Origin of the sequence: Paenibacillus sp. FSL W7-1332 (assembly GCF_037969785.1) — a bacterium.
In the GTDB taxonomy this organism is placed as follows: domain Bacteria; phylum Bacillota; class Bacilli; order Paenibacillales; family Paenibacillaceae; genus Paenibacillus_AQ.
Genome location: NZ_CP150209.1, coordinates 224,105 through 247,652, shown reverse-complemented (window position 1 = coordinate 247,652; position 23,548 = coordinate 224,105). Strand labels below are relative to the sequence as shown.

The window sequence follows — 23,548 nt, the reverse complement described above, 5'->3', positions numbered from 1 at the left end:
TTATAGGATTCATTCTTTACAGAACGTTAGATGTATAACATAATCTTACTGGTTATTCCTACCAACTTAACCTCTACCACTATTCTTGTGCCTTGTATCCATTAAACAAAACATTCGAAAAGAGAGGGATCTCCATGCGTGACAAAACCCCCACTCCGGCTGCAGAAAGCGACTTTCCCGTTAAGGCCGGCAAACCTGCATGCCAAGCCCTTATCGTTGCAGGCTATCATCAGCTTGCCGACCTCACCCAGGCATCCGAGAAAGAACTGCTGGCGATTCACGGGGTAGGACCCAAAGCGGTCAGAATACTACGCGAAGCTCTCGCCGAGAAGGGCCTAGCCTTCAAAGAATAAATAAACACGATAGGTCTCCTGAAGCCATAAGGACCAGGGATCTATCGTGTTTATTTTTCCCCATACAGCGCACCAATCTTGGATTGGTGCGCTCGTTGATGTTCCATATCATCTTTTGATAATGGGACTTCGACTATATGATGTTATAGCGTTTCAGTAAATCTTCGATGACGGTTCCGGAAACTTTTTTCAAAGCCTGCTTTTCTATTAAGTTCATGATCAACGGAAGCTTCAGATCGGTTAATTTTTTGCCGTCCATCATTTTGGAAGTGGAGTCCAGCAGTACGCGGACATCATAGCAAGAGCCGAACACTTCAGGTACGCCGCGGTCTACGTTTAATAAGGTGTACACAGCTTCCATTGCCGTTCTAACCGAATATTCGGTTGTGAATACGGTGTCGCGAACCGTGTCGGCAAACTGTCCGATAAAAGCGAAGTTAACGCAACCATCCGGAACTACTTTAGGCCGGTCTCCTGCTGTCCTCGGCATGAAAAATGACGTAATGTAAGGCATCATAGTCGGGATGCAGCGGGCAGAGTTGGCAGCCATGTCCGCAATTTCATGCTCCGGCACACCAAGATGGTACAGCCACTCCATCGTAATTTCCTCGCCTGTACATTCTCTCATCGGCTTTTTGACGTAATCGCCCGGAACATCGGTGAATAATCCGTACACCCAAACGACAAGCTGATCCTTCGGCTGCTCTTTGAAATGCGGTTGCCGATTCAGAGTATAACTCATGAGCCACTTGGAATCCTTTACGGACACGATGCCGCCGGTAACGACCTTTCCGCTGAACGGGTCGCGTTTACAGATTTTTTCGATATATGGCGGGATTCTGTCATCAAGTGTCGTAACGGTTGCCGATTCCCAGTTCGTCGCTTCCGTATTCGTGCAGAATTTATCGGGGCGTCCAAAGGATGGATCCTGCTTAGCAATATTTCTCCAGAGCTCCCAGCAGCCGCCTGAGGAACGATTAAATTCAGCCGCGCGATGATGGTCGCCCGAAGCAGAATTTTCCGTGCAGCTGCCATTTGTCACAAACACCAAATCATCTTCCGTCAAGTCGATATATTCCTCTTTGCCGGCACGGCGACATACCATTTGCTTGGCAACCTTCTTATTGCCCTGGATATCAAATACTACATTCGTAACTGTCATATCATATTGGAAATGAACGCCATGCGACTGCAAATATTTCATCATCGGCAGGATCAATGATTCATACTGATTATACTTCGTGAATTTTAACGCCGAAAAATCAGGCAGTCCGCCAATATGGTGAATGAATCTTTGGATGTAAAGCTTCATCTCCAAGGCGCTATGCCAATCTTCAAAGGCAAACATCGTTCTCCAGTAAAGCCAGAAATTTGAGGCAAAGAAATCCTCCGTGAATACATCGGTAATTTTCTTATCATACAAATCTTCGTTTCGAGTAAAGAACAACTTCACGATTTCCAGCGAAGCTTTTTCGCTCAGAGCAAATTTCCCATCAGTATGCGCATCCTCGCCCCGGTTAACCGTGGCTCTCATTAGAGAGAAGTTCGGATCTTTCTTGTTCAGCCAGTAAAACTCATCCAAAACCGATACGCCTTCAATTTCAAGAGACGGAATGGAACGGAACAAATCCCATAAGCATTCAAAATGATCTTCCATTTCTCGCCCACCGCGAATAATAAAACCTTTATCGCTGTCATGAATTCCGTCGCAGGCACCTCCGGGAAGACTAAGCTCCTCCAGAATGTGGACCCGCTCTCCCTTCATTTGGCCGTCGCGCACGAGGAAGCACGCAGCTGCCAGAGAGCCTAAACCGGCTCCAACCAGATATGCAGACTTTTTGTCGACATCGACCGGTTTTTCCGGGCGAGCAAACGCTTCATAATTTCCATTGCTATAATACATTCCAGTCACCTCCGAATTGATTCTAGCAACTACATCATAAAAATATATTCGGAGGTCTCCCATAGACAATGTCCGCCTAATGTCGAAACTTTCGACACAAGGCTAATATTGTCTAATGAGAGTGGTGCAATTTAAACTTTTCCAGCGCGAAAAAGATATCGCCTTGAATCAAAATGCTCAGCCGGTCCACAATCGCAGAGGGCTCTTCTTTCATCCCTTTCGCAATCCAATCCAGCATCAGCCCTACAAACGCATATTTATAAAAGTCAGCGATAAACGACTTATCCTCATCCCTGATCGACATCGTAACGGCCTTTTCCTCAATAACCCCTATCAAAAGATGATACGTTACGTTAAATAGGTACCTTTCCAGCTGCTCTCGTTTAATAGAATGATAGACGCTCGTCACAAACGCCTTGTTTTTTAGCACATACTCAAATATTTGCAATAGGCCCTGCTGCCACGTGTCATACGTTTTCTTGCCATCCAGCGCTATGGTAGCCTCGCTTGTGCAAATCCACTCCACAAGATCATAAATATCCCTGAAATGATAATAAAACGTCTGCCGATTCACTTCACAGTCCTCGACAACATCAATGACGGTAATCTTATCAAGCGTTTTTTTCTCAAGCATTTTTTTTAGCGATAGGGCAAGCGCTTTTTTTGTTGTTTGTGCCATAAAACTCCTCCAATCCAGAGCGTAATCATTCACAAAGGCCATTAGTCAGACGATACACCTTCATTATAAAGGAACTCAACGCGAAAAAGCGGTGACCCTATGAAGGCAAATAGATTGGAAATGCGCAGAAGTCGAGAAAATCGCAACCCGATGGCATCGTTGTAAATAAAAATTAAGTTTATATTGTGAAATAATTCACCACTTAATTAACAGCCCTATATTAAAATGAAGTGGACCTAACGAGGCTGACGGAGGGAGGCAACCGGGGAAGATCTGAGATTCGAAGAATAAAGGCCACACTCGCACACCCTATTGTTTCTCGTTTTTCTACGGTAAACCTCCTTTTTCGTTTGGCTCTTTATGGTCAACTAAATAGATGTAGAGAAAGTGGAGGGTTACACAGTGAAAAAGAAGGTTGCAGCAACGCTTATACTCATTCTCTCTTTCATGCTCGCCATCGCGGGATGCGGCGGCGGGACCCATGATCAGAGTCAAGACAACGCAAAAAAAGAAGAAGCCCCAGATACGGCCGTTTCGGGTGCGTCCCAAACCGGGTATACGCCGATCGATCAGCTCAAAGAAAAGTATGATATCATCATCGTCGGTGCAGGCGGAGCCGGTATGTCTGCTGCCCTTGAGGCAAAAGAAAAAGGCATGACTCCGGTCATTTTTGAAAAAATGCCGATTGCCGGCGGGAATACCATAAAATCATCCTCGGGCATGAATGCTTCCGAAACCAAGTTCCAACAAGAACAGGGCATTAAGGACAGCAACGATTTATTTTATGAAGAGACTTTAAAGGGCGGTCATGAAACCAACGACAAAGACATGCTTCGTTTCTTCGTTGACCATTCGGCAAGCGCGATCGATTGGCTGGATTCCATCGGGATTCGGTTGAACAATATCACCATTACGGGCGGCATGAACGAGAAGCGCACGCACCGTCCTGAGGACGGCTCGGCGGTAGGACAATACCTTGTCAACGGTCTGGTGAAAAATGTACAAGAACAAGAAATTCCGCTATTCGTCAACGCCAAGGTAACGGATATTACGGAAAAAGAGGGCAAAGCAAACGGCGTCAAAGTCATCTTCAACGGGAAAGACGAGAAATCTATTGCAGCGGATGCCGTCGTTGTGACAACCGGCGGTTTCGGAGCCAACATGGACATGATCTCCGAAGTTCGGTCCGATCTGAAAGGTTACGTGACCACCAATCAAGAAGGCAGCACCGGTGACGGCATTACCATGATTGAAAAACTCGGCGGCACTACGGTCGATATGGATCAAATCCAGGTTCACCCTACGGTTCAGCAGGAGAAATCTTATCTTATCGGGGAAGCCGTTCGGGGAGAAGGGGCCATCCTCGTTTCCAGCCAAGGCAAACGTTTCACAAACGAGCTGGATACTCGGGATAACGTCACCGCCGCCATCAATAAGCTTCCTGAAAAATCGGCTTATCTTGTGTTCGATTCCGGGGTAAAATCCCGGGTTAAAGCGATTCAGCAATATGAAAAAATGGGCTTTGTCATTCAGGGCGATTCGATCGAGGCTTTGGCCAATGAAATGGGCGTTCCAGCTGATCAGCTTCAAGCCACACTGGATACATGGAACAGCGCGGTGAAGAACAATAAAGATACCGAGTTCAACAGAACGACAGGCATGGATAACGAATTATCTGGGGCTCCATACCATGCCATCCAAATTGCCCCCGGTATTCACTACACCATGGGCGGCGTAAAAATCAACACGAACACGGAAGTTTTGGATAAAGACGGCAAGCCTATTCCAGGACTGTTCGCAGCCGGCGAACTAACCGGCGGTTTGCACGGTCAAAACCGGATCGGCGGCAACTCCGTTGCCGAGATCATTATTTTCGGCCGCCAAGCCGGCATTAAATCGGCTGAATTTGTAGGAGCGCAGTAAGCAGTCTACATCCCTTTATACGGCAAAACAACGCACGCTTGGTTGTCCTAATCCTCCGATAGCGATCATTTTTAAAAATCATATTTACATTTCTATAAAAATAGATATAATGAAACACATGGATACCTTACAAACCATCAAAGCACTATCAAACGAGTCCCGGTTTAAAATCCTGGAGTGGCTGAAGCATCCGGAGGAACATTTTGATCCGCAGGATCACATGCCTTCCAAATGTGATTTTCATGGCGGTATCTGCGTGGGCTCCATTTCAGAAAAAACAGGACTCGCTCAGTCGGTCGTTTCTGGCTACCTGGTAAAATTGCAAAAGGCCGGTTTACTGGAATCCCATCGAGCGGGCCAGTGGACATATTACAGACGCAATGAGGAGGGCATTAAGCGTTTTATCGAACAACTCAAGGAAGAGCTTTAGGCTTAAAAAGCAAATTCAGATTGAAGATTAAGCTTAAGAGCTCTTTCTTTTTATCATATATATCTATTTTTATGAAAATGCAGAAAAGTATATTAAATATATTGGAGGATTCCATACATGAGCAATCAAAATCAAAGTGTCCGATCTACAGCATCCCTATTCGAGCCATATACCATCGGTAACCTTACTCTTCCATCCCGCGTGGTGATGGCCCCTATGACGCGCGGGTTCTCTCCGAACGGCGTTCCAGGCCCGGATGTGGCCGCTTACTACCGTCGGCGTGCGGAGAATGGCGTCGGACTGATCATTACCGAGGGAACACTGATAAATCACCCAGCTGCAACCGATAACCCCAATATACCTAACTTCCATGGTGAAGCCGCATTGAACGGCTGGGCCGAGGTGGTCCGTCAGGTCCACGAAGCCGGCGGTAAGATCATGCCGCAAATTTGGCACATCGGCATGACTAGACCAATAGGTGCCGAGCCTAACCCGGAAGCACTTCCGATCGGACCATCCGGACTTGACCTGGACGGCAACGTCGTCACGAAACCCATGACCAAGGATGAAATCGAGCAGGTTATTCAAGCTTATGCCGATGCAGCCGCGAATGCCAAACGCCTTGGCTTTGACGGCGTAGAAATCCATGGTGCCCACGGATACCTGATCGACCAATTCCTCTGGGAGAGAACGAACCAGCGTACCGATGAATACGGAGGTGACATGCTGAAGCGTGCCCGCTTTGCGGTCGAAGTGATCAAAGCCGTACGTGAGGCGGTGGGTCCAGACTTCCCAGTTGCCATCCGCCTATCCCAATGGAAGACAACCCAATATGAGGCCAAGCTGGCGGATACGCCTGAAAAGCTGGGTCAGTTGTTAACCGCGCTGTCTGACGCCGGGGTCGATATATTCCACTGCTCGACCCGTCGCTTCTGGGAGCCTGAATTCGAAGGTTCTGACCTGAACTTTGCTGGATGGGCCAAGAAACTGACAGGAAAAACAGTCATCACCGTCGGTTCCGTCGGTCTCGATGAAGTATTCACCAGCCTCTTCACCCAAGGTAAGGGTGCCGGCCAAAGAGACCTCGAAGAGCTCCTGAATCGTCTTGAGGAAAATGAATTTGACCTGGTTGCCGTCGGCCGTGCCCTGTTGGCTGATCCGCAATGGGCCGCTAAGGTTCGAGACGGACGTTTCGACGAGCTGGCACCATTCAAGCCGGATTCCTTGCAAACTCTGGTTTAATGCGATTTCAGCTCCCCAGCTCCCTTGGGACCTGAGAGCCGCATTAGATCTTTAAATACAAAACCGGAAGCAGATCGCTTCCGGTTTTTTTTGCCGTATGTTGTTCCCTGCTATTCGTCCAGCAAAGCGGCTTGGCGCTTGTAATGATCCTCGATTACCATGCAAGCCATCGCTTCGATCACCGGTACGACGCGGGGACAGATGCATGGATCGTGCCTGCCGATCGTCGCAATTTCCCGTTCATTGCCGTCTACATCGACAGTCTGTTGAGGGGTTGAAATGGATGAAGTCGGCTTTACGACGACTCGGAACACGATATCCGCCCCGGTGCTGATACCACCGATGATTCCGCCGGCATGGTTCGTCCGGAACCCTCCCGCGTCCATCTGATCGTTGTGCTCGCTTCCCCGCATAGTGGCCGCTTGAAAGCCTGCCCCGAATTCAATGCCCTTAATCGCGCCGACGGACAACATAGCCTTCGCTAACTCAGCGTCAAGCTTGTCGAATACGGGTTCCCCCAGTCCCGCGGCAATGCCGCTAATTCGGCATTCGACAATCCCCCCGCAGCTGTCCCCCTCTTCGGCCAGTCGTTCTATCCTCTCAATCATGCGAACGGCTGCTTCCGGATCACACGCACGAACCGCATTCCGTTCGATAGCATCGGCGTCAAATTGCTCGCATCGGATACCTCCGATCTCGGTCGTATACGCCAGGATGGAGACACCCCGACGTTCCAGAAGCTTCCGCGCCACGGCTCCAGCAGCCACTCGCGCAGCCGTCTCCCTTCCCGAAGCTCTTCCGCTTCCTCGATAGTCGCGAATCTTGTATTTTTTTTCATATGTGAAATCCGCATGCCCGGGCCGGTAGGTCGATTTGATTGTATCGTAAGCCGACGGGCGCATGTCGGTGTTGTTAAGCATGATGCACAGTGGCGTCCCCGTCGTTCTCCCCTCGAAAAGTCCAGATAAAATGCGGATCTTATCGTATTCCTTGCGGGGAGTCGTAACAGAGGATTGCCCCGGCCTTCTGCGATCCATCTGAATCTGAATGTAAGCCTCGTCCAGCTCAACGCCCGGTGTGACACCTTCTAAAATGACGCCCACCGCTTCTCCGTGTGATTCCCCGAACGTAGTCATTTTTAACCGCTCTCCAAACGTACTTCCTGCCATGTTCATACCTCCCGTAAACATTTCGATTCCTTATCCTTCAGTTTAGAGGTATATTTGAAATAAATGAAATCACAATAATCAACAGTTGCCATAGAGAGGATTGATAACAAATGATCGCCAACACGGAATGGTATCGAGTGTTCCTGCATGCTGCAGAGACTTCCAATCTCACGAAAGCTGCGCATAACCTCCATATGACACAGCCCTCTGTGAGTTATGCCATCAAGCAGTTGGAAGAAGCCCTCGGCGTGGGGCTGTTCGACCGGTTATCCAAGGGCGTCCGCTTAACAACAGAAGGAGAGGCCTTGTATCAGCATGTAAGGCAAGCATTCGACGAACTCGATTCAGCCGAGCGGCGATTGAAGAAGCTAAAGCAGTTTAGCGAAGGCAGGCTGAGGATTGGCGCGAACGGGGCTATCGTTAAGGACTTTCTCCTCTCCTTGCTCGACCGATTCCATGCCCGCTATCCCGACATCCGCATTCAGCTGTCACAGGAGCGAACAAGCAGCATCGTGGAGCGCTTAAAGAAAGGATCGTTGGATCTCGGCTTTGTTCACCTTCCCGTATCGGACGAGGAAATCCATATCATCGACTCCCGTACCTCGCCTTATTGCGCCGTGGTCGGAACGGCCTTCGCAGATTGGGCGCGCAGGCCTCTACGGACGGAAGAATTGACGGAGCTCCCCCTCTTGATGCTGTCCCCCGGCAGCTCGACGCGGTCCTTCATCGAAGGGTGGTTCCGATCGCAAGGGGTGGAAGTGGCAGCCGACTTCGAGTTGAACAGCCTGGACATGTTAGCAGAATTTGCCGAGCGCGGTTATGGAACAGCCTTCTTGCCACGGGCCTTTGTCTCGTCTCAGATCTCGGACGGTTCCTTGCTGGAGCTTCGAACAGACACTCCGTTACCGGATCGATATATTGGCGTCGCCGTTCGGAAGCAGCAGTCGCCCTCGCTGGCGGCAGGGGCATTTTTGGAGATGCTGCAGCAGAATTGATGATCTTCCCGTCGAAAGAAAATTAGCATCATCAACCTTATGAATACATGATCTTGTCTACAGCAATCCACCTTTATGATCCTTTTCGATGACCTCTTACTAAGCGGTTATTTCAAGACGAGACCGAAATGCTAATGGACCCGCCTCCCATACACCCAAAAGCCCGGCTCATGTGACATCACAGAGCTGGGCTTTCTTCTTTTCACTCCTATGAGATACTCACAAATGGCTGCACGTCTCCTCCCCTGCTCAGGTGTGTATATCGGTGGAGGAGCAGCGCGTTCGCCTTTAAAATTGGGAAGCTTCCTCAGCTTATTCCATTCCAGCTTCCCGATTTTAACAGCGACCGGAGACGATATACGCACCGCCCCTCGGCACGATAACAAAGTGTGCAGCCCTTCGCTCTCTCAAATAAATGCAAAAAAGCCCAGCTCCCACAAAAGCAGGAGCCGGGCTTTCTCTTATTTCAATTATTTGCGCTTCAAGTTGTAGAACGACTTCAAGCCGTTGTATTGAGCGAGCTCGCCCAATTGATCTTCGATACGAAGCAATTGGTTGTATTTCGCCACACGGTCCGTACGGGAAGGAGCACCCGTTTTGATCTGACCAGCATTAGTAGCCACCGCGATATCAGCGATCGTGCTGTCCTCGGACTCACCGGAACGGTGGGAGATGACAGCCGTGTATCCTGCGCGTTTTGCCATTTCGATCGCATCGAACGTTTCAGTCAATGTACCGATTTGGTTTACTTTGATCAGGATGGAGTTACCGATGCCTTCGTTGATACCTTTTTCCAGACGCTCGGTGTTGGTAACGAACAGGTCGTCACCCACGAGTTGAATTTTGTTACCCAATTTCTCGGTGAGCAATTTCCAACCTTCCCAATCGTCCTCGGAGCATCCGTCTTCGATGGTTACGATTGGGTATTTGTCTACCCAAGAAGCGAGCAAGTCCACGAATTCTGCCGGCGTGAAGGATTTGCCTTCGCCTTCCAGAACATACTTGCCATCTTTGAAGAACTCGGTGGAAGCAACGTCCATACCCAGCAATACATCTTCACCTGGCTTGTAGCCGGCTTTTTCGATCGCTTCGATGATGGAAGACAGTGCATCTTCGTTAGACGTGAAGTTAGGAGCGAAGCCGCCTTCGTCGCCAACCGCTGTGTTCAGGCCTTTGCCCTTCAGAACGGATTTCAGGTTGTGGAAGATTTCAGCGCCCATGCGAAGGGCTTCTTTGAAGCTAGGTGCACCAACAGGCAATACCATGAACTCTTGAACGTCAACGTTGTTGTCCGCGTGAGCGCCACCGTTAACGATGTTCATCATAGGTACTGGAAGTTGTTTTGCGTTGAATCCGCCAAGGTAAACATACAGCGGAAGATCCAATGCATCAGCAGCAGCGCGAGCTACAGCCATGGATACGGCCAGAATTGCGTTCGCACCCAATTTGCCTTTGTTCGGCGTACCGTCCAAAGCGATCATCAGTTTATCGATGCCAAGCTGGTCCAGAGCGTCCATGCCAATCACTTCAGGCGCGATGATTTCGTTCACGTTCTCAACAGCTTTCAGAACGCCTTTGCCCAGGTAACGGGATTTGTCGTCGTCGCGAAGCTCAACGGCTTCGTGAACGCCAGTGGAAGCACCGGATGGAACGATCGCGCGACCGATTGCACCGGATTCCAGGTATACTTCAACCTCTACGGTTGGATTGCCACGGGAGTCAAGGACTTCGCGTGCATATACATCAGAAATAATAGTCATGTGTATAGTCTCCTTTTAATGTTATGTTTATGTTCCATTATGAACCACTTATTTACGTGCTGCAATCATGGAAGTTCCAGTCATCTCATCCGGCTTCGGCAGATCCATCAGGTCGAGAATGGTTGGCGCAATGTCGGCAAGAATACCGCCTTCACGCAGTGTTACATTCTCATCCGTTACGATGAACGGAACCGGGTTCGTAGTATGTGCGGTGAACGGACGTCCACTCTCGTCAAATACCATGTCCGCGTTCCCGTGGTCAGCGGTAATCAGAACTACCCCGCCTTTTGCCAAAACAGCCTCAACGACCTTGCCGACACACTCATCCGTAGTCTCAACGGCTTTAATTGTCGGCTCCAGCATACCGGAATGACCTACCATGTCCGGGTTGGCGAAGTTCAAAATGATCGCGTCATGCTTATCCGCTTCGATTTCTCTCACGCAAGCATCCGCCACTTCATAAGCGCTCATCTCCGGTTTCAGATCGTAGGTCGCCACTTTAGGCGAGTTGATCAGTACGCGCGTTTCACCAGGAAGCTCAACATCGCGTCCACCGCTGAAAAAGAATGTCACGTGCGGGTACTTTTCGGTTTCCGCAATTCGAAGCTGCTTCTTGTTGTGCTGAACCAGCACTTCGCCGAGCGTGTTATCGAGATTCTTCGGTTTGTAGGCAACGAAGCCTTCCACCGTCTCGCTGAACAGCGTCAAGCAGACAAAATGCAGGTTTTGCGGGAACTTCGGTCCACGTTCAAAGCCACGGAAGTCATTATTCGTAAACACCTGGGACAGCTGAATCGCACGGTCAGGGCGGTAGTTCAGGAAGATAACGGAATCTCCGCTCTCCACCAGACTAACCGGCTCGCCTTCACCATTCACAATCACGGTCGGTTCTACGAATTCATCGTAAACCGATTTCTCGTAAGATTCGATGATGGCTTTCAGCGGATCCGTATATTTCGGTCCTTCGCCATACACCATGGCACGGTAAGCCTTCTCGACACGATCCCAACGCTTGTCGCGGTCCATCGCATAATAACGACCGGAAAGCGTAGCGATTTGGCCAACGCCCACTTCTTCAATCTTCGCAATCAGATCTTTAACGAACTGCTTGCCGCTGTCCGGTGCCACGTCGCGTCCATCCATGAAGCCATGGATGTATACGTCATGGAAATCTTCCTTCTTGCAAAGATCCAGCATGGCAAACATATGCTCAATATGACTGTGAACGCCGCCGTCGGATACCAGCCCGTACAGATGCAGCTTCTTGTTGTTGTTCTTAGCAGCGCGAACGGCTTCCACCAGCGTTTCGTTCTCGAAGAATTCTCCTTCACGAATCGACTTCGTGATGCGGGTCAAGTCCTGATACACGATCCGGCCTGCGCCGATGTTCAAGTGACCCACTTCAGAGTTCCCCATTTGACCTTCCGGCAAGCCTACGGCTTCACCGCAAGCGGTCAACGTGGTGTTCGGGTATTGCTTCAAATACCGGTCGTAGTTAGGCTTGTTCGCTTGAGCGACCGCATTGCCCACTTCGGTGTTGCGAAGCCCGAAACCGTCCATGATGATCAGAGCTACAGGTCTTGGAGCAGACATTTACTTCGCCCCCTCAACGAGTGCGATGTAGGAAGCCGGTTGTAGACTTGCACCACCAACGAGCGCGCCGTCGATGTCACTTTGTCCCATATACTCCGCTACATTTTCAGGCTTCACGCTGCCGCCGTATTGAATACGAACTTGCTCTGCAACGGTTTCGCCGTACAGACCTTGAACGAGTTCACGAATATAAGCGATGACTTCGTTCGCATCCTCTGCCGTAGAGGATTTGCCCGTTCCGATCGCCCAGATTGGCTCATAAGCAATAACGACATGAACCGCTTGATCAGCGGGAACACCTGCGAACGCTGCTTCCGTTTGTACTTTGCACACGTCTTTGGTTTGGCCGGCTTCGCGTTCTTCCAGCTTCTCGCCGACGCATACGATCGGAAGAAGACCATGGCGGAATGCCGCATGTACCTTCTTGTTCACGATCTCATCGGTTTCAGCAAAATACTGACGGCGCTCGGAGTGTCCAATAATGACATAGTCCACGCCCAGATCCTTCAGCATCAAACCGCTGATTTCACCCGTAAAGGCGCCATTGTCTTCAAAATGAAGATTTTGTGCACCGATTTTAATGTTCGTGCCCTTGACCGCTTCAACCAATGCAGGAAGATTGGTAAATGGCGCGCAAATCACGCTTTCAACGCCTTCTACTTCCGCTTTGCCTTTCACATCTTCAATAAATGAAGTTGCTTCCGGAACGGTTTTGAACATTTTCCAGTTACCAGCTATGATAGGTGTTCTCACACGATTCACTCCTTTATTCCCCCGAAGAATCGGGGTCCAAACTTCATCCACTTGCTATCCAATATAGTGCCTATTTCTATTTGTCGTTCAGTGCCACAACACCAGGAAGTGCTTTGCCTTCCATGAACTCAAGAGATGCACCGCCGCCTGTCGAGATGTGGTTCATCTTGTCGGCAAGACCGAATTTCTCTGCAGCTGCAGCCGAGTCGCCGCCGCCGATAATCGTGTAAGCTTCCGTATCCGCACAAGCTTGTGCCACTTCACGAGTACCGTTGCTGAACGGAGCGATTTCGAATACGCCCATAGGACCGTTCCACACGACAAGCTTGGAGTTCTTGATCACTTCTGCATACTTGGCGCGAGTCTTAGGTCCGATGTCAACGCCTTCCCAATCGGCAGGAATGCCGTCGATATCAACGACCTTGGTATTCGCGTCTGCGCTGAACTCGTCCGTAACGACGATATCTTCCGGCAGGTAGAAGTTTTTGCCCAGCTCTTTAGCTTTCTCGATGAAACCGAGTGCAACATCAAGCTTCTCTTTATCAAGCAGAGATTGGCCGATTTCATGGCCTTGAGCTTTGAAGAACGTGTAAGCAAGTCCACCGCCGATGATGACATTATCAGCAAGCGTAAGCAAGTTGTCGATCACGTCGATTTTGTCCTTAACCTTCGATCCACCGATGATGGCGGTAAAAGGACGGTCCGGATTCGAAAGGGCTTTGCCGAGAACGGACAGCTCTTTCTCCATCAACAATCCCGATACAGCCGGAAGATGATGAGCGATACCTTCTGTCGAAGCGTGCGCACGGTGAGCAGCACCAAACGCGTCATTCACGAACAGATCGGCCAGTTCGGCGAATTGCTTCGCAAGTTCCGGATCATTCTTCTCTTCACCAGCGTAAAAACGAACATTTTCAAGCACGAGCACATCGCCGTTTTGCAGCTTCTCGACTTGAGCTTTAACAGCTTCTCCTACCGCTTCATCCGCTTTGGCTACCGGTTTGCCGAGCAGCTCGGACAGACGCTGACTTGCCGGAGTCAGGCGCAAAGATTCAACGACCTCTCCTTTTGGACGACCCATGTGACTGGCCAGGATGACTTTCGCTCCTTGCTCTACCAGATACTTAATGGTCGGCAAAGTCTCGCGAATACGAGTGTCGTCTGTAATTTTACCATCTTCGAGCGGTACATTGAAATCGACGCGGACAAACACCCGTTTGCCGCTTACTTCTACATCACGTACACTTTTCTTGTTCATCTCCACGTTCCTCCTAAGAAAACTATTCTCCTCACCGACAGCATGCAGTTGCTCTCGTTTCTCTCTCTATCGCTAACCAGCGCCCGGATCTTGTCTATTCTTCCCAGTGCTCTGGCATGAAAACAAGGAAAAACCATGAACCAAAGAGGAGACCCGTGAAACGGAACTCCTCTTCGATTGTATGGCTAGATCAATTACAGACCTTTGCTTGCGATGTAAGCAGCGAGGTCAACGACACGGTTGGAGTAGCCCCACTCGTTGTCATACCAAGAAACTACTTTCACCATGTTGTCGCCAACTACCATAGTGGAGAGCGAATCGATAGTGGAAGAAGCTGGGTCGCCATTGTAGTCGCTGGATACAAGCGGCTCTTCGGAGTAGTTCAAGATGCCTTTCAGCGGGCCTTCAGCAGCTGCTTTCAGAGCTCCGTTTACATCTTCAAGGGTTACATTTTGGGACAGCTCAACTACGAGATCCGTTACAGAAACGTTCTTCGTAGGTACACGCATTGCCATACCGTTCAATTTGCCTTTCAATTGTGGCAGAACGAGGCTAACCGCTTTAGCAGCACCAGTTGTGGATGGAATGATGTTTTCAGCAGCTGCACGAGCACGACGCAGATCTTTGTGCGGAAGATCAAGCACTTGCTGGTCATTCGTGTAGGAGTGAACCGTAGTCATCATACCCTTAACGATACCGAATTTCTCGTCAAGAACTTTAGCAAAAGGAGCCAAGCAGTTTGTTGTACAAGAAGCATTGGAGATTACAGTATGGTTAGCTGCATCGTATTTGTCTTCGTTAACGCCCATAACGATCGTAATATCTTCGTCAGTTGCTGGAGCGGAGATGATAACTTTCTTAGCGCCGCCTTTCAAGTGAGCGGAAGCTTTGTCTTTCGCTGTGAAAATACCAGTGGATTCTACAACGATTTCAACGCCGTGCTCAGCCCAAGGCAATGCTTCAGGGTTACGCTCAGCAAATACTTTCACTTCACGGCCGTTTACAACGAGTGCGCCTTCTTTAGCTTCAACCGTTGCATTAAGTCTTCCGTGAGTTGTGTCATATTTCAAAAGGTGTGCCAGCGTGCTTACGTCCGTCAAATCGTTGATTGCCACGATTTCAACTTCGCTGTTGTTCAGCGCAGCGCGGAACACGTTACGTCCAATACGTCCAAAACCGTTAATACCTACTTTAACCATGAGTAGTTCCCTCCATATTTGTAAAATTTATATATTCAAGATTGGCCGTTAAGCCAATCAAGACAACAATAAGGAAAAATCAGCGTGCACGCCCGTGGGTTCAAATCCCGGCGTCAATCTCCTTCTCGACTTCCAGTGCCGCGGCTTCATCGGTAACGAGAATATCCTCATGTCCGAATTTCAGCACCGCATGAATCGCCTTGCCCTTGCCTTGACCCCCAGCAATGCCGATGATCGTCTCTGTCCGCATAATATCCTCAAGCCGCAGCCCGAGAGTAAGCATTTTGTGGACAACTTCACCATCTTCACTGAAGTAGTAGCCGAAGGATTCCGCAATCGCGCCATCTGCCTGCAAGTTCTGAATAGAGTTTTCATCCAGCTTGCGCCTTCTTGCCATCTCCATGGCATCTCCGATGCCGTGAATAATGACACGGCAGCGCCTGATCACATCCACGATCTCCTGGATATGCTGATCCTGCACCAGAGACTGATAGGCATCCTCGCTTAGCAGATCCGGTACGTGAAGCAATCGGTACTCAGCTCCAACGCGCTTTGCCATCTTGGAAGCAATGGTGTTCGCTTGAATCTCCACGCTCTCCCCAAGACCGCCCCGCGCTGGCACAAACCAAGTGCTTGTCAGCGGTTCGCCGCCTGGCAAAGAGGACATCTGCTCGGCCACTTCGGCGAGCGTGGAGCCGCCGGTTACGGCAATCGTATCTCCATCTTGGACAAAGCTTAGCAACGTTCTTGCTCCGGCCCGGCCAAGCTCACGTTTGACTTCCGGAGATGACTCGCTGTCACCGGGAATAATGACCACTTTACGAAGCCCGTAAGCCTGACGAATCTTCTCTTCCAGTTCAACCAGTCCGAATAACTCATTCATGACCGGCTCCAGCTCCTCCAGCAAGCATATCCCTGAGCTGCTGATGCGCATGCCAAGCGTTTCAATCTCGATCAGCCCCTGCGCTTTCAGAAGATCAGTCTCTGCTCTGAGAACACGCTCGGTCATCGAGAGTGATGAAGCCAATGTTCTTCGGCCAACAATTCCGGACAACTTGATCTGATGAAGGATGGTATACCTTCGTTTAAGAGTGTCCATCAGATCCGGCAGAAGCTGCTCTTGTATTTCTAATAGGTTACGCATGCATTCCACTCCTGCAAACTTCGTCTCGGCTCTCCTCTAGCTGGTCGTAAAATGTCCCAGTTGAACTTTTTAAGTCCCACCTTTATTCTAACCAATAATTATGCCGGTTGCAAGTGTCCGAAAGTATATTTCTCTGCCCCGGGCATTCTTATACATTATGGCCAAGTACTGGCTCGTCTATATAATAGGAACAAAGTTTTGTCTGCTATTGTATTTTTTAAATAGATGCGGTATAATCAACTTCGTTGCTAATTTTTTTTGCGCCCGTGGTCCAATGGATATGACGTAGGCCTCCGGAGCCTGAGATCGAGGTTCGATTCCTCGCGGGCGCGCCATTATAACTTTTATTCTCTATACTGATTACCCTAAAGCGCCCATGACGGCTCTTTTTTTTACCCAATAGTTTGACTATCTTTGACTTTTTGATTTAAATTGTTTATCATGTGGGTAATACGGTAACAGTATTTATATGAGGTACTTAAGAGGAGGTTTTCCACGTGAGTTTTATACCTATGGTCGTTGAACAAAGCAACCGCGGTGAGCGGGCGTACGACATCTATTCCAGATTGCTGAAAGACCGCATTATCTTCCTCGGCTCCGACGTAAATGACGTGGTCGCCAATTCCATCATTGCCCAAATGCTGTTCTTGTCGGCTGAGGATCCTGAGAAGGATATTCATCTTTACATCAACAGTCCTGGCGGTTCCATTACCGCAGGTATGGCGATATTCGATACGATGCAGTTCATTAAGCCGGACGTTTCGACGATCTGTGTCGGCATGGCTGCTTCCATGGGCGCATTCCTGCTCAACGCAGGCGCTAAAGGCAAACGCTACGGTCTGCCTAACAGCGAGATTATGATTCACCAGCCGCTCGGCGGCGCACAAGGTCAAGCCACGGATATTGAGATCCGTGCTCGCCGCATCCTCAAAATGCGCGACAAGCTGAACCGCATCCTGTCCGATCGCACGGGCCAACCGCTGGAGCGCATTGAGAAGGATACCGATCGTGACTACTTCATGACGGCTGACGAAGCCAAAGAATACGGTCTGATTGATCAAGTATTAGAGAATACACCACCGCAAGGCTTATAAAAGAAATGAAGTAAAGGGCAGGCGCCGTTATCCGGTGCCTGCCCTTTCTTATCCTCCGAAGGGGAATTCTTAGAAAACTTTGATTTAGGGTAGTGAGAGTATCCCCTCCGGTCGCTGTTGAACTCGGGAAACTGGAATGAATATGGTTAACTGAGGTTTCCCGAGTTCAAAGGCGAACGCGTTGCTCCTCCAAGGATACTCTCACTTTGGTACGATTTTTTCAAAAAACTTAAAACGGTAAGGGCTCTCCCCTCCTAAAAGACCTGCCTTAACTTGTGGGGAGGGGAATAGAGGAAGGCCCGTGCAAGCTTCCTTTGGGCGGGCAACCGGATTGCGTAAGGCCTAATAATGCACGGAGGCGAGCCACTAGATAAACGAAAAACCCCTTGATCGCAGGAAAGGAGAATACACTCTCCACGTTCCATGATCAAGGGATTTTCGTAACTCGTTCCAGCACAGTGTTACATCAGGACAACATCATGTTTCTAAGCAAGCTATAGTATGAAAATAAATGATTGCAGTTTACACAAACCGCTACCGTATACTCTTACTTCCACTCTTTCAGCTTCAGCTCAAACTCCGGAAATCCATAAGCATATGCGGTGTACTCATAAAGTTGGAAGTACAGCACCGCAGCGTTATCTTTCACGTAGAAGTCCGCATCGGCAGGCACGCCTTCAAATCCGCTGAGGTAGCCCCCCTCTTTCTTCAGCTTGTTCAGCACAAGGTTGTTCAGCTTCTGTTTGTTCTTGCCCTGCAGGTTGATGAAATCGCCCAGCTGCATTTTCTTGCCATCCTTCAAGGAGAACGTGAAGCTTTTACGGAAGGTCATGCCATGAGCGCCACCCGTGTAGGAATAATCGTATGCCGTAATGCTCAGGATATCGTTCTGGTTATAATGGACCACGAAGTCACCGCTAAATTCATAAGGGAAACTGGATTCCGACGGCGGGAATTCCTCAGCATTCCCTTCGGCACGGGTGATTACGCCGGACGCATTTTCTTTCAGCACTTGATTGATCTCGGCTTGCGCCTCCTCATTGGCGAGTCCGCTGATTACAGGATAGTTCACAACGGCATCCACGCCCTGAATCTTTTTCTTCAGCGCAGCCGATTTGATCGTAATGTCGTTCTGTTTCTTCTGCGTCATGCTGAGTGTTTTCAAGGAAGGGTTCCATTGTCCCTGAACACCCATGTATTCGCTGATCGTTTTGAATGGCATATACAGACGACCATTGATGATCTGTCCCCCAGGTTCGCCGGCATACGAACCGTTCACCAGAATACCGATTTCAGTTGAATCATATACGATGGCACTCAGTTTGTTATAACCGTTACCCAGTGTATACGTACGTTTTTTTGCATCATATTTAAGAGGCATTCCCAGGCCGTCCCGCAAAGCGGTTGCCGGCACATAAGTTACCCCGTGCAGCACGAGACCTTTCTGTGACAGGGTCTTGCCATTCCATTTCAGTACGACTTCATTTTTTGACGATTTTTGGCTGGCGGAAACGGGTGCCTTAGCGGCACTTGCATCGATGACCTGTCCGCTCAAACCCAGACCGCCAAGCAGGACGCTAGTTGCAATTAATGATGCACATACACGTAATTTAGGATTCATATCAGAATTCCACCTTTGTTAAATTAAGTTTCCGTTAGTTGTTAATCTATTACCCTTAATCATTATAAGGAAAGCTTTCAATGTATTGGTAACAAAGTCAATGACAATTTTGATTCCAGGCCATAGGACCTATACGTTCGCCAAGTCTTTCTGAGTGAATGCTTTTACGCTTAGAAATACACCGAACAAGAGAGCGCATGTACCCATAAACAGCAAGACTTCCTTCCCTGGGCTGCATAACTTAATAGAAGTAGTCCGATTCCCACAAGCGCACTGTGAACACTCAATAACAGCAGATGCAGCGCGCTTTTCCTGAAGATGTTCAGAAATAAAACGGCTGCAACCCCGGCAACTACCAATGCAATCAAAAACATACCCATCACATCGCTCAAGCCGCTTTCTCCTTTTCCTGATTAAACGTATAGAAACCTGGTTTAAGTTATTTGCGTCCTCCTTTATATATAACAACGAAACGGGCCCCGAAGTTGTGGTTTGATTCGTATAAATCGGCTATTTCCTCCTATCCCGGGACTAAGGGACTATTATTTACAAACAAAAAAGAGCCTGCCCCCAATGGGACAGACTCTTTTTATTACAAAAATATGAAAATGCAAGCCCTATAATTAACGACCGCTCTTCAGTTCGGTCCATAAACGATCATAGATCGAGAGCGAGTCACCGACATTATCCAGCCATTCGGTACGGCCCAGCTCTTCATCTGTCAGGTTGATCATCGTATTGGCGCGGTATTCCTCGCTATGGAATTCCATCGCTTTGGTGTTCGGATTGCTGTATCCGATAAATTCATAGTTTTTGGCGCTGACCTCAGGCTCCATCATGAAATTGATGAATTTCTCGGCCAGCTCTTTATTCTTGGCACCCTTAGGAATCGCGTAGTTATCAGAGAAGATGGTAGCCCCTTCTTCTGGCACGACATACGCCACATCCGGATTCTCCGCAGCAATAAAGGCGGCATCTCCGGACCATACCGTAGCAATCCAGCCTTCTTCTTGGATCATCTTCTGCTTGATGTTATCCGTATCAAACGCTAGCACATTCGGGAGCAGGGTCTTCAGCTCATCCGCAGCTGCGGTGATTTCCGCTTCATCTGTGCTGCTGTTGGACTTTCCTTGCTTCTTCAGCGCCATGCCGATCATTTCACGGTTGTCGTCCAGAAGCAGGACTTTACCCTTGTATTCCGGGTTCCAGAGATCTTCCCAGCTGTTGATCTCATCCTTCACATACTTCTTGTTATATGCAATTCCCGTTACACCGGACGTGTAGACAATTGAATATTTATTGCCCGGGTCATAAGAAGGATCTTTGAAAGTATCCGTAAGACTGACGAAGTTCGGGATATTATTCATGTCAAGCGGCTCAAGCAGCTCCGATTCAATCATCGTTTTGACCATATAATCGGACGGCTGAATGAGGTCATACCCACTGCCGCCAGCCTTGATTTTAGCCAGCAGGTCTTCATTGTTTGCGTAATTGTCGTAGGTTACCTTTACGTCGAACTTCTCTTCGAAGTCCTTCAGCACCTCGGGATCAAAGTTATCCGCCCAGCTGTAAATGTGAAGCGTCTCCTTATCCGATCCGCAACCGGCCAAGAGTCCTACAGACAATACCGCAACCATGCCTGCCGTCAGCAGGCGGGTCCATCTTGATTTTTTCAATTCAATATCTCCTCTCTTTCCACTTCCATGTTTTATTTCGAAAAAAGCAGTACCTATTTAGATCGGTAATGTTTTATGTTTCTTTTCCCCGTTGCCGCGGTTAAGAATATATTGCGCTAACAGAATCAGCGTGATGCTGACCAGAATGAGCAGCGTACACAGCGCGTTAATCTCTGGCGAGATGCCGCGCTTCACTTGAGCGTAAATATAGATCGGCAGCGTCGTTGAGCTGGGGCCAGCGACAAAAAAGCTAACCATAAAGTCATCCAATGACAGCGTAAAAGCAATCAAGGCGCCGGAGATAATGCCCGGAGCAATCTGCGGCAATGTAACATGCCGGAACGTCTGCCAAGGCGTAGCGCCCAAATCCTGGGCCGCCTCATCCAGCTGTTTGCCCATGCCCGACAGTCTGGCGGTCACTACGACATACACATACGACAGGCTGAACGTAATATGGGCGATGATCACCGTCGTCTTGCCAAGCGGCATATTCAGTTGACTAAACAATACCAGCAGCGACAGCCCCATAATAATATCCGGGATAATGACCGGCAGATACAGCAGCCCGTTCATGCCGCTGCGACCTCGGCGTCCCAGAGTCCGAAGCGAGAGCGCCGCCGCAGTTCCGAGCAGGGTAGAAATGATCGTCGATATGACCGCCACCGTTAAACTGTTCATCAGCGCTTCCATCACATGCCGGTTCTCGAATAGAGACACATACCAATCGAATGTAAATCCTTCCCAATTGCCGCTGAGCCGCGTGTTGTTAAAGGAATAGATAATGATCATGATGATCGGTACATAGATGAAAGCCATCATAAGGAAAGAGTGAATCCCAAGCAGCGGGTGATTCTTCTTCTTCACCTATCTCCCCTCCCCTACGCGTTGATGGCGGGCTTGCATCGCCCGGTTAAAGAGCAGGATCAGCACCAGGGACGTAATCACAAAGATCACCGACAACGCCGCTCCAAAGGGCCAGTTGCGCGCACCCAGGAACTGCTGCTGAATGATATTACTGATCATGGAGGACTTCGCGCCTCCCAAAATATCCGTAACTACAAACATCCCGGAAGTCGAGACATAGACCAGAACCGCCCCCGTCATGATGCCGGATTTGCTCTGCGGCAAGGTAATGTGCCGGAATGCTTTCCACCTGGAAGCGCCCAGATCGCTGGCCGCATCCAGCAGACGCTTATCCATCTGCTCCAGAGCCACGTAAATCGGCAGCACCATGAACGGAATGAAGTTATACACCATTCCGAGCAGTACGGCGCCGTACGTATACAGCATCTGAATCGGCTCGTCGATCCATCCCATCCACAGCAGCAGGCTGTTCACCACGCCTTGGGTCCGAAGCAGCAGGACCCAGGCATAGGTGCGGATCAAAAAGTTGATCCAGAACGGGACTGTGATCAGAATTAATCCCCAGGTTTGGATACGCGGGGAAGCGTTGGCTATATAATAGGCCAAAGGATAGCTGACTAACAAGCAGATCACCGTAGTCAGCAGCGACAGTACCAAGGTATCCCAGTAGATCCCTAAATATAATGGATCAAAGAAGGTCCTGTATCCTTCCAAACTGAAGGAAAACACGATATTCCCCAGCGAATCCCGCGAGAGAAAGGAGATGCCGACCACGATTAGCATCGGAACGATCAGGAACAGGGATAACCACAGCAGGACCGGAGTCAACAGGAACCTTGATTTCCTCATGATCCGATGATCACCTCATCCTTGGCGTTCCAGTTCACCCCTACCCGTTCGCCAACCTCCCATGGCTGATCATCCGAGATATCGAGGGCAATCATGACCTTCATCGGTTCATCATCCAATTGGACCAGCAGTTTATGAACACTGCCGAGGTACTGCACATCCTCAATCACGCCGTTCTTCTTGGCACCCGATTCCCGCTGGGGAATGAGTTTCTCCGGCCGTACGGCAAAGAGACCCTCTGGCGAAGAAAAAACGTTATTCTCCCCTACAAACGTAGCGGCAAACAGCGTTTGCGGCCTTGCATAGATCTCACGCGGCGTACCGATTTGCTCTACCCGTCCATGGTTCATGATGACGATCCGGTCGGAGAGCATCATGGCTTCCTCTTGGTCGTGCGTTACATATACAAACGTTATCCCGAGCGTCCGCTGCAAATGCTTGAGCTCGGACTGCAGATTCTTCCGCAGCTGCAGATCCAGTGCGCCAAGCGGTTCATCCAGCAGCAGCACCTTCGGTTTGTTAGCAATAGCGCGGGCGATGGCCACGCGCTGCTGCTGTCCGCCGGACAGTTGGTGCGGGAAGCGTTCCCGCAGGGCGGTCAGCTGCGTCATGGCAACGGCCTCGTCCACCCGCTCCTTGATGAGTTGACGGGGCATTTTTTTCATTTTCAGCCCAAAAGCGATATTATCTTCTACGGTCATATGCGGAAACAGAGCATAGTGTTGGAATACCAGATTCAAATCCCGCTTGTTCGCAGGCATTTCCGTCACATTCTGACCCGCCAGCCAGACCTGTCCTTTGGTCGGCTGTTCGAATCCTGCTATCATTCGGAGAATCGTCGTTTTGCCGCAGCCGCTGGGGCCCAGCAAAGTCAGGAATTCCCCTTCTTTAATGGAGAGCGACAGCGGATGCACGACCGCTTGTCCCTGAAAATGCTTCTCGATCTGGACAAGTTCAATCACATGCATCAACCCCTTCTTCAAAATGTGACCTATTCCATGTGTACATTTCTGCTAACCAGTATGCACAAAAACGTTCCCCAC

21 protein-coding genes and 1 tRNA gene are annotated in these 23,548 nt (G+C 49.5%); 7 read left to right on the top strand and 15 right to left on the bottom strand.

The annotated features are described in order from the left end of the window. The first annotated feature begins 134 nt into the window (after positions 1 to 134). Positions 135 to 353: a helix-hairpin-helix domain-containing protein gene (locus MKX98_RS01205; protein WP_220686965.1), complete on the top strand. Its 219-nt coding sequence runs from the start codon at positions 135 to 137 to the stop codon at positions 351 to 353. 133 nt (positions 354 to 486) lie between these two features. Here MKX98_RS01205 and MKX98_RS01200 read toward each other — a convergent pair whose 3' ends face one another. Continuing rightward, positions 487 to 2,256: an oleate hydratase gene (locus MKX98_RS01200; RefSeq protein WP_339220943.1), complete on the bottom strand. Its 1,770-nt coding sequence runs from the start codon at positions 2,254 to 2,256 to the stop codon at positions 487 to 489. A gap of 112 nt (positions 2,257 to 2,368) precedes the next feature. After that, entirely contained in the window at positions 2,369 to 2,935 is a 567-nt protein-coding gene (locus MKX98_RS01195; protein WP_100539618.1) for a TetR-like C-terminal domain-containing protein, read from the bottom strand. 402 nt (positions 2,936 to 3,337) lie between these two features. Between MKX98_RS01195 and MKX98_RS01190 the strand changes: the two genes are divergently transcribed. The 3 genes from MKX98_RS01190 to MKX98_RS01180 all read left to right on the top strand — a co-directional run bounded on the left by MKX98_RS01190 (position 3,338) and on the right by MKX98_RS01180 (position 6,530). After that, entirely contained in the window at positions 3,338 to 4,858 is a 1,521-nt protein-coding gene (locus tag MKX98_RS01190) for a flavocytochrome c (protein ID WP_339220940.1), read from the top strand. 118 nt (positions 4,859 to 4,976) lie between these two features. Beyond that, entirely contained in the window at positions 4,977 to 5,288 is a 312-nt protein-coding gene (locus tag MKX98_RS01185) for a helix-turn-helix transcriptional regulator (RefSeq protein ID WP_009590170.1), read from the top strand. 117 nt (positions 5,289 to 5,405) lie between these two features. Continuing rightward, a complete protein-coding gene (locus tag MKX98_RS01180) occupies positions 5,406 to 6,530 on the top strand; it encodes an NADH:flavin oxidoreductase (protein ID WP_339220937.1) in 1,125 nt (374 codons plus the stop codon). Between the two features lie 110 nt (positions 6,531 to 6,640). Here the strand turns inward: MKX98_RS01180 and aroC are convergent, their stop codons facing one another. Further along, complete coding sequence (gene aroC / locus MKX98_RS01175) at positions 6,641 to 7,699, bottom strand: chorismate synthase (protein ID WP_220686968.1); 1,059 nt, start codon at positions 7,697 to 7,699, stop codon at positions 6,641 to 6,643. A gap of 110 nt (positions 7,700 to 7,809) precedes the next feature. On the opposite strand from aroC, the gene MKX98_RS01170 reads away from it, so the two are divergent. Further along, positions 7,810 to 8,694, top strand: a complete 885-nt coding sequence (locus tag MKX98_RS01170; RefSeq protein WP_113060531.1) for a LysR family transcriptional regulator — start codon at positions 7,810 to 7,812, stop codon at positions 8,692 to 8,694. Positions 8,695 to 9,164: 470 nt separating this feature from the next. On the opposite strand, the gene eno is transcribed toward MKX98_RS01170, so the two are convergent. From eno to MKX98_RS01140, 6 genes are all read right to left on the bottom strand, one after another. Continuing rightward, on the bottom strand, positions 9,165 to 10,454 hold the full coding sequence (gene eno, locus MKX98_RS01165) for a phosphopyruvate hydratase (protein ID WP_071219501.1): 1,290 nt from the start codon (positions 10,452 to 10,454) through the stop codon (positions 9,165 to 9,167). Between the two features lie 48 nt (positions 10,455 to 10,502). Further along, entirely contained in the window at positions 10,503 to 12,047 is a 1,545-nt protein-coding gene (gpmI, locus tag MKX98_RS01160) for a 2,3-bisphosphoglycerate-independent phosphoglycerate mutase (protein ID WP_194540403.1), read from the bottom strand. Further along, entirely contained in the window at positions 12,048 to 12,800 is a 753-nt protein-coding gene (tpiA, locus tag MKX98_RS01155; protein ID WP_194540402.1) for a triose-phosphate isomerase, read from the bottom strand. Positions 12,801 to 12,876: 76 nt separating this feature from the next. Next, on the bottom strand, positions 12,877 to 14,058 hold the full coding sequence (locus tag MKX98_RS01150) for a phosphoglycerate kinase (protein WP_194540401.1): 1,182 nt from the start codon (positions 14,056 to 14,058) through the stop codon (positions 12,877 to 12,879). A gap of 194 nt (positions 14,059 to 14,252) precedes the next feature. Further along, entirely contained in the window at positions 14,253 to 15,257 is a 1,005-nt protein-coding gene (gene gap, locus MKX98_RS01145; RefSeq protein WP_071219497.1) for a type I glyceraldehyde-3-phosphate dehydrogenase, read from the bottom strand. A 100-nt stretch (positions 15,258 to 15,357) separates the two neighbouring features. Then, positions 15,358 to 16,401, bottom strand: coding sequence for a sugar-binding domain-containing protein (locus MKX98_RS01140; RefSeq protein WP_071219496.1), 1,044 nt, complete (start codon positions 16,399 to 16,401; stop codon positions 15,358 to 15,360). A gap of 260 nt (positions 16,402 to 16,661) precedes the next feature. On the opposite strand from MKX98_RS01140, the gene MKX98_RS01135 reads away from it, so the two are divergent. Together MKX98_RS01135 and clpP are read left to right on the top strand one after the other, a co-directional pair. Next, a tRNA-Arg gene (locus MKX98_RS01135) sits at positions 16,662 to 16,736 on the top strand. A 162-nt stretch (positions 16,737 to 16,898) separates the two neighbouring features. Then, positions 16,899 to 17,495 (top strand): ATP-dependent Clp endopeptidase proteolytic subunit ClpP, encoded by a 597-nt coding sequence (gene clpP / locus MKX98_RS01130; RefSeq protein WP_006207581.1) that lies wholly within the window; start codon positions 16,899 to 16,901, stop codon positions 17,493 to 17,495. A 547-nt stretch (positions 17,496 to 18,042) separates the two neighbouring features. On the opposite strand, the gene MKX98_RS01125 is transcribed toward clpP, so the two are convergent. From MKX98_RS01125 to MKX98_RS01100, 6 genes are all read right to left on the bottom strand, one after another. Further along, positions 18,043 to 19,116, bottom strand: a complete 1,074-nt coding sequence (locus MKX98_RS01125; RefSeq protein ID WP_339220933.1) for a DUF4163 domain-containing protein — start codon at positions 19,114 to 19,116, stop codon at positions 18,043 to 18,045. Between the two features lie 170 nt (positions 19,117 to 19,286). Further along, positions 19,287 to 19,508 (bottom strand): hypothetical protein, encoded by a 222-nt coding sequence (locus MKX98_RS01120; RefSeq protein WP_233354706.1) that lies wholly within the window; start codon positions 19,506 to 19,508, stop codon positions 19,287 to 19,289. Between the two features lie 231 nt (positions 19,509 to 19,739). Further along, positions 19,740 to 20,792 carry a spermidine/putrescine ABC transporter substrate-binding protein gene (locus tag MKX98_RS01115; RefSeq protein WP_269468905.1) on the bottom strand — a complete coding sequence of 351 codons (1,053 nt, stop codon included), beginning with the start codon at positions 20,790 to 20,792 and terminating at the stop codon, positions 19,740 to 19,742. A 57-nt stretch (positions 20,793 to 20,849) separates the two neighbouring features. Beyond that, positions 20,850 to 21,656: an ABC transporter permease gene (locus tag MKX98_RS01110; RefSeq protein WP_339220930.1), complete on the bottom strand. Its 807-nt coding sequence runs from the start codon at positions 21,654 to 21,656 to the stop codon at positions 20,850 to 20,852. Next, positions 21,657 to 22,505 carry an ABC transporter permease gene (locus MKX98_RS01105; RefSeq protein ID WP_220686972.1) on the bottom strand — a complete coding sequence of 283 codons (849 nt, stop codon included), beginning with the start codon at positions 22,503 to 22,505 and terminating at the stop codon, positions 21,657 to 21,659. It abuts the gene before it with no gap. Next, positions 22,502 to 23,473, bottom strand: coding sequence for an ABC transporter ATP-binding protein (locus MKX98_RS01100; RefSeq protein ID WP_071219490.1), 972 nt, complete (start codon positions 23,471 to 23,473; stop codon positions 22,502 to 22,504). The genes MKX98_RS01105 and MKX98_RS01100 overlap by 4 nt, the downstream gene beginning before the upstream one ends. Positions 23,474 to 23,548: the final 75 nt, after the last annotated feature.